Raw genomic sequence first — 6,744 nt, 5'->3', positions numbered from 1 at the left:
TGTCTGTAAAGCCGCCACCGAACAGTGGGGCACGCCGGTGGTTCCTGTCGATGGGGCCGGTTTTTATGGCACCAAAAATCTCGGCAACCGTATTGCGGGCGAGGCGATGGTAAAACATGTGATCGGCACCCGCGAGCCTGAGCCCGACCCCGAACCGCTTATCCCTGGCACTAAAATTCACAGCGTTAATCTGGTCGGTGAATACAACATCGCCGGTGAGTTCTGGCATGTACTGCCGCTGTTAGATGAACTGGGAATCCGCGTGCTCTGTACCCTGTCCGGGGATGCCCGCTTTCATGAAGTGCAGTCGATGCATCGCGCCGAAGTGAATATGATGGTGTGTTCCAAGGCGATGGTGAATGTTGCGCGCAAACTGCAGGACAAATATGGTACGCCCTGGTTTGAAGGTAGTTTTTATGGCATCTCCGATACCTCCCAGGCGCTGCGTGATTTTGCCCGTTTTATTGATGACCCCGATCTGAGCCAACGCACCGAAGCGCTGATTGCGCGGGAGGAGGCGAAAGTCAGAACCGCGCTGGAACCCTGGCGTGAACGGTTACAGGGCAAGCGGGTGCTGCTCTATACCGGCGGTGTTAAATCCTGGTCAGTGGTGTCTGCGTTGCAGGATCTGGGCATGGTGGTGGTGGCTACCGGTACCAAGAAATCCACCGAAGAGGATAAAGCCCGCATTCGTGAACTGATGGGTGAAGACACCAAGATGATCGACGAGGGTGGTGCGAAGGAACTGATCAGTATCGTCCATGAATACAAAGCTGACATTCTTATTGCCGGTGGCCGTAACCTCTATACCGCCCTGAAAGCGCGGATTCCGTTTCTGGATATTAATCAGGAGCGGGAGTTTGGCTATGCCGGTTATTCCGGAATGCTGGAGCTGGTTAAACAGCTGGCCATTACCATTGAAAGCCCTATCTGGTCCGCCGTCCGCGACCCGGCACCCTGGGATGAGATGCCCAGTGAGGCTGAACTGTTAATCGCAGAGGGGGTGTAGGCCATGGCTATTCTGGAAAAACGCAAAAAAGCGATGTCGGTCAATCCACTGAAAGCCAGTCAGACCATGGGGGCAACCCTGGCGTTTCTCGGCTTCAGTCGGTCGATGCCGCTGATGCATGGCAGTCAGGGGTGTACCGCCTTTGCCAAGGTGTTCTTTGTGCGCCATTTTCGCGAGCCGATCCCGCTGCAAACCACCGCAATGGATCAGGTCAGCTCGGTGATGGGGGCGGATGAAAATGTGGTTGAAGCGCTGAAGACGATCTCCGAAAAACAGTCTCCTGCGATTATTGGCGTCTGTTCCACCGGTCTGGCAGAAACCCAGGGCTGTGACATGGGGCTGGCGATCCACGAGTTCAGAAGCCGCTTCCCTGAGCATGAAAAAGTTGCCGTCGTTAAAGTAAATACTCCGGATTTTAGCGGCTGTTTTGAAACCGGTTATGCCGCTGCCGTGAGTGCCATTATCGATCAGTTGGTGGAACCCTCTGAACGGGCTGGCAGCCGTGCCCGTCAGGTGAATGTACTGTGTGGCTGCCACCTGACGCCGGGTGATCTTGAATTTATTATCGACACTATTGAAAGCTTTGGTCTGCGACCATTGCTGATCCCCGATCTATCCCGTTCGCTGGATGGTCATCTGCCGGAAGCTGAATATAGCGCGCTAACCACCGGTGGGCTCACTATGGATGAGCTGGCGTTAGCCGGCGAGAGCTGCGCGACTCTGGTGATCGGCGCCTCACTGGCCCTGGCGGGTAAAAAACTGGAAGAGAAAACGGCGGTTCCCAGCCAGGTTTTCCCTCATCTGCATACTATGAAGCAGGTTGATAACTGGTTTATGGCGCTGTCTGAACTCTCTGGTTTACCGGTGCCCAATCGTTGGCGTCGTCAGCGTCGTCAGTTACAGGATGCGATGCTGGACACCCACTTTATGCTCGGACAGCTGCGGGTCGGTATTGCGGCTGATCCTGATCTGTTACTGGCGATGCATGATCTGATTGCCGCAATGGGCGGCGAAGTGGTGGCCGCGGTCACCCCGGATAAAGGCCCGGCACTGGATCAGCTCGCACTGGAGTCCGTGAAGAAAGGCGACCTTGAAGATCTCGAACGTCAGGCACGGGAGCATCACGCTGAGTTCCTTATTGGTAACAGCCATCTGCATGAGTGTGCTGAGCGACTGCATGTGCCGCACCTGAGAATTGGTTTTCCCCAGTACGATTATCTGGGTGGTTTTAACCGGGTCTGGATCGGCTATCGGGGCATTCAGCAAGCGCTGTTTGATATTGCCAATATGCGCCTGAGTCAGCACGAAGAGATCCCCACTTACTATTCGCCTTTATCGCAGAAACGTGATGAAGAACACAGTAAAAGACCGCAGCAGCAGGGAGTTTGACATGGTTCACATGTCCCGCCATCTGAATGTTATCCGGGAGGAAAAGACACCCTATATGATTCGTGTCGCGTTTGCGACAAACGATGGGGAAACCGTCAACGAGCATTTTGGTTCGGCACGATCCTTCTCAATCTACGGGGTAACCACAGACCGGTGTGATCTGCTGTCCGTTGCGGAGTTTACGCTGGATTCCAGTGAAGAGGATCGCCTGCAGGCGCGCATTGAGTTTCTTTCAGGCTGCGCTGCAGTCTACAGCTATGCCTGTGGTGCCGCGGCGATTCGGCGGCTGATTGCGAAAGGGATTCAACCGATCAGAGTATCGGAAGAGGCGTATATTTCGCAACTGCTGGGCGCGTTACAACGGGAGATTGAACGGGGCCCGGGTAGCTGGCTGGCAAAGGCGATTGCCCGACAGCAACTACTGTTGAAACCCCCTCCCGGTTATTCAGAAGCGGACAGCTGGGAAGAATAAAGCTCGTAAAAATAAAGCACGTAAAAATAAAGCACGTAAGCATCAAGCTCGTAAGAATCAGGCTGCGTAAGCAGTGTTAACAAGTGATCAAAAAGGCTGACTGAACAGCTGCAAACGAACATTGGAAATTTTCGGAGAATAGTATGAATGAAGCGCTGTGTATTGAGCCGGGTAATGAACTGATGAGCAGCCCTTTCGTCAGGCAGATGGTGGTTCAGCTGCGGGCTGTAGATAGCTATGGCACCTATGATGACTGGAGCGATGAGAAGGTTCTTGATCCGATGATTCTGACCAAAGCCCGCCGTCGTGAGATTCCTGTGGTTGGCGATCCTGATGAGATCGTGGTTGCCCGGGTGAAGGCGTATTACAACGCCCTGTCTGTGCGTATCGAACAGGAGTGCGGCATGATGGCGGCACCGATGATCAACCTGAGTCATGAAGGCTTTGGCCGGGCACTGATTATGGTGGGTAAGCTGATTGTGGCGGATAAGGTGTTGCGTGATGTGCACCGGTTTGGCTTCGAGTCATTGGAGAAGCTTGATGAGGAAGCCAACAAACTGATTGATAAAGCACTGGCAACCATCGAAACCTTTAATGATGCGGCCAGGGCCTAGATCGTCAAAGAAAGATTCAGGAGGGAGAGCGATGACAGATGATGCGCTGAAAGGTCTGCAAAAAGATGCGCGTAAAGCGAAGCGAATAGCCACTGAGTGGGCATCACAGATGCATGACCTGGTTGAAGATCAGCTGTGGACCGACTATGAGCGTCTGCCCGAACTGGCGGAGAAAACCTTAGCCGCCTGCCAGGCCTGGAAAGAGGCACAGGACAAGCTGGACGCTGCTCAGTAAAGATTAACTGTATTTAGAGGAGAGTAGGGATGTCTGCAGATCTGATTAAGGGTCGCACCCGTGGCGGGAGCGAATGGACACCCAATTTTATTACCGGGATCAATCAGGCAACCTGCATCGGCTGTGGTCGTTGTTATAAGGTCTGCCCCCGTGATGTGTTTGAACTGGTGGAGCGCTCTGAAGCGCTGGCTGAAGATGACGATGATGATTGGGACGACGATGACGAGATGAAAGTGATGTCAGTGGCGGATGCGGATGATTGCATCGGCTGCATGTCATGCTTACGTGTGTGTCCTAAAAAGTGTCACAGTCATGAGGCTGCAGCGGCCTGATCAGCATCTGATCAAGCGTTTGAGTTAAAACAGGAGTGGTGTCATGCCAAAACCAGAGATTCATGTGTTTGTCTGTAACCAGACACGGCCCGAGGGACATCCCCGGGGAAGTTGCGGCGCCTCAGGTGCTGCACAGATTACCCAGATGCTCTCAGAAGAGGTCGCTAAGCGCAATCTGTTCACTCAGGTGGCTGTGACGGCTACCGGTTGTCTGGGCCCCTGTGATTGTGGGCCTAATCTGTTGGTATATCCCGGGTCGCACCTGTATATCAGGGTTAAACCTGAGGATGTCAGCCGGATTGTGGAGCAGCATATTATCGGCGGCGAGCCGGTTACCGAGCTGCTGGCGCCGGAAGAGCTGTGGTAACCGATGCTGGTATGTGGGTTTGATCAGCGCTTAGGGGGCAGGTCACTCAGATGAGCGAATCGACGGTAACGCAACTGCTGGCGGACTATGGTCAGCTGCTGGATGCTTCTCTGGCAACCGCCGTGAAGACACTCACGACTGCCGGCTTTGACAGCACAGTACTGCCTCTATTGAGCCAGTTTAGCTTTGAAACCAAGGCAGAACCACTCAACGGCGCCGCGACTCTGAATGGTCGTTGGGCTGATAGTGCCAGCCAGCGGCGTGGCTGGCTGGTGATCAACTGTGATGGCTCGATGATGCTGGAGATTGATCTCATCTGTCCCTGGCCGGGTAAAGATCAGGTATGGGCAGAATCGGTGTCGGTGTGGGGACGTGATTCACAATCACTGGTCGCGGAAGTCACGCCGTTGGTGATGCTTTAATGAAAGTACTGTCGTCAGAGCAGGAGTTATATGAGTGATTTAAACATTATTCTGGTACATCTTAACCCGATCAGTGCGCGGTTATCCTTCTGGATCGACCGCTCTAAGCCGCAGGCGTTTGGTTGTCTTCCCGATGGGTTGCCCGCACTGGCTTCGATCATTGAGGGGGATATGTCTTCAGCCGTTACCCCCCATCCGGCCCCCTATCTGACTGCGGTTGCCAGCTATCTCGGCATCGATAGTGCGTTATTGGAAGTTGTCTCCCCCGCGATCGCCTGGGTCGAAACACCTGATACCCCGGTCGCTATCGCTCTGGTCCGGATCATGACCACGGATCTGCCTGAGACCGGTGCAGAGGGCGGCTTCATCTCTTTGATGGAGCTTCTTAAAGTGCCAGTAGTTGAACGTCTGTTATTCAGAAAAGCCTATGAGTGTCTGTTGGGTGACTAAACCCCGATCTGCTTTGTCGTACTTCCTACAAAACCCCCGCAATTGTCATACTGTTCTCGAAGCGCTTTGCTTTTGATCTGGATCAAATATTTGAAAAATAAGGATTTTTAATTTTTATCGTCGGTGGCATTCGGCTTGCACTGCTTATAACTGAACACTCGGATTGATGAGGACGAGACCATGATTCAGCTAACAGAGAGCGCAGTAAGTGCTATTTCCCGGTTTATAGACCAGGCCGATAAAGATGTTTTTGGTTTGCGTATCCGGGTCGACGGAGGAGGGTGCTCCGGGTTTAAGTACGGTATGAAACTCGAAGAGGCGAGCTCTGAAGAGGATCAGATTATTGAGTGTAGCGGTGTAAAAATTCTCGTTGATGGCGAGAGTGCGGCGTTGCTCAGCGGTGTAACGGTTGATTTTCTGGATGGCCTTGAGGGGTCCGGGTTTAAGTTTGAAAACCCGAACGCAACAGAAAGCTGCAACTGTGGTAAATCCTTCGCAGGTTAACAACTGACCGGTAACAGAGATAAGAGGAATTCGATATGTGGGATTATTCTGAAAAAGTTAAAGAACATTTTTACAACCCCAAGAATGCCGGGGCAGCTGAAAATGCCAATGCGACCGGTGAAGTTGGATCATTAAGCTGTGGTGATGCGCTGCGGCTGACCCTGAAAGTGGATCCTGAGACGGAGATTATTCTCGATGCTGGCTTTCAGACCTTTGGTTGTGGCTCTGCGATTGCATCCTCGTCCGCACTGACCGAGATTATCAAAGGGATGACTCTGGATCAGGCGCTGGAAGTGTCCAACCAGGATATTGCTGATTTTCTTGATGGCCTGCCACCGGAGAAGATGCATTGCTCCGTGATGGGACGTGAAGCGCTGCAGGCGGCGGTTGCCGATTATCGCGGTGAGGTGTGGAGCGATGACCACGAAGAGGGCGCGCTGGTGTGTAAGTGCTTTGCTATCGATGAGGTGATGATTGAAGACACCATTCGTGCCAACAGCCTGACAACTGTCGAAGAGGTGACCAATTACACCAAAGCCGGTGGCGGTTGTTCTGCCTGTCATGAAGGGATAGAGAACATTCTCAGCCGGGTAATGGCGGAGAGCGGTGAAGAGTTTGTTGCCGGTGGCGTGGGTAGTGCAATTGCGGCGAAGAGCACCGCGGCACCTGTTGACGCCGCCCCGAAAACCGACATTAAACGTATCAGCACTATTATGCGGGTGCTTGAAGCGGTGCGCCCCCGCCTACAGGCCGATGGCGGCGACTGTGAGCTGATGGACATTGATGGCAATACGATCTATGTCAACCTCACCGGTGCCTGCATGGGATGCCAGATGGCGTCGATGACCCTGGGCGGTATTCAGCAGCAACTGATTGAAGAGCTGGGTGAGTTTGTACGTCTGGTTCAGGTCGAGAAAAAGGCTGACAAACTGGTCGGTATAGGAGGTTAA

Annotated in this window: 11 protein-coding genes; all 11 read left to right on the top strand. The window is 53.2% G+C overall.

The window, feature by feature from the left end:
• Window positions 1–1,009, top strand: a 1,009-nt coding sequence (locus ACQY8X_RS09815) for a nitrogenase component 1 (RefSeq protein WP_428034964.1), incomplete at its 5' end; no start/stop codon positions are given.
• A gap of 3 nt (window positions 1,010–1,012) precedes the next feature.
• The gene (nifN, locus tag ACQY8X_RS09810) at window positions 1,013–2,398 is read left to right on the top strand and encodes a nitrogenase iron-molybdenum cofactor biosynthesis protein NifN (RefSeq protein ID WP_299200611.1); all 1,386 of its coding nucleotides are present in this window, start codon (window positions 1,013–1,015) and stop codon (window positions 2,396–2,398) included.
• Entirely contained in the window at window positions 2,358–2,870 is a 513-nt protein-coding gene (locus ACQY8X_RS09805; RefSeq protein ID WP_428034963.1) for a NifB/NifX family molybdenum-iron cluster-binding protein, read from the top strand. The genes nifN and ACQY8X_RS09805 overlap by 41 nt, the downstream gene beginning before the upstream one ends.
• 143 nt (window positions 2,871–3,013) lie before the next feature.
• Entirely contained in the window at window positions 3,014–3,484 is a 471-nt protein-coding gene (locus tag ACQY8X_RS09800; protein WP_428034962.1) for a NifX-associated nitrogen fixation protein, read from the top strand.
• 31 nt (window positions 3,485–3,515) lie between these two features.
• Entirely contained in the window at window positions 3,516–3,719 is a 204-nt protein-coding gene (locus tag ACQY8X_RS09795) for a CCE_0567 family metalloprotein (RefSeq protein WP_428034961.1), read from the top strand.
• A 29-nt stretch (window positions 3,720–3,748) separates the two neighbouring features.
• Window positions 3,749–4,051: a ferredoxin III, nif-specific gene (fdxB, locus tag ACQY8X_RS09790; protein WP_428034960.1), complete on the top strand. Its 303-nt coding sequence runs from the start codon at window positions 3,749–3,751 to the stop codon at window positions 4,049–4,051.
• A gap of 43 nt (window positions 4,052–4,094) precedes the next feature.
• Window positions 4,095–4,418 carry a (2Fe-2S) ferredoxin domain-containing protein gene (locus ACQY8X_RS09785; RefSeq protein WP_428034959.1) on the top strand — a complete coding sequence of 108 codons (324 nt, stop codon included), beginning with the start codon at window positions 4,095–4,097 and terminating at the stop codon, window positions 4,416–4,418.
• 50 nt (window positions 4,419–4,468) lie between these two features.
• Window positions 4,469–4,840 (top strand): hypothetical protein, encoded by a 372-nt coding sequence (locus tag ACQY8X_RS09780; protein ID WP_428034958.1) that lies wholly within the window; start codon window positions 4,469–4,471, stop codon window positions 4,838–4,840.
• 30 nt (window positions 4,841–4,870) lie between these two features.
• Window positions 4,871–5,290, top strand: coding sequence for a hypothetical protein (locus ACQY8X_RS09775; RefSeq protein ID WP_428034957.1), 420 nt, complete (start codon window positions 4,871–4,873; stop codon window positions 5,288–5,290).
• Window positions 5,291–5,470: 180 nt separating this feature from the next.
• Entirely contained in the window at window positions 5,471–5,794 is a 324-nt protein-coding gene (locus ACQY8X_RS09770; RefSeq protein WP_428034956.1) for a HesB/IscA family protein, read from the top strand.
• Between the two features lie 35 nt (window positions 5,795–5,829).
• Complete coding sequence (nifU, locus tag ACQY8X_RS09765; RefSeq protein ID WP_428034955.1) at window positions 5,830–6,744, top strand: Fe-S cluster assembly protein NifU; 915 nt, start codon at window positions 5,830–5,832, stop codon at window positions 6,742–6,744.

The sequence above is a fragment of the Amphritea sp. genome (assembly GCF_050300915.1).
GTDB lineage: Bacteria > Pseudomonadota > Gammaproteobacteria > Pseudomonadales > Balneatricaceae > Amphritea.
The sequence above is the reverse complement of the archived record's forward strand: the minus strand, read 5'-3'. Positions and strand labels throughout refer to the sequence as shown.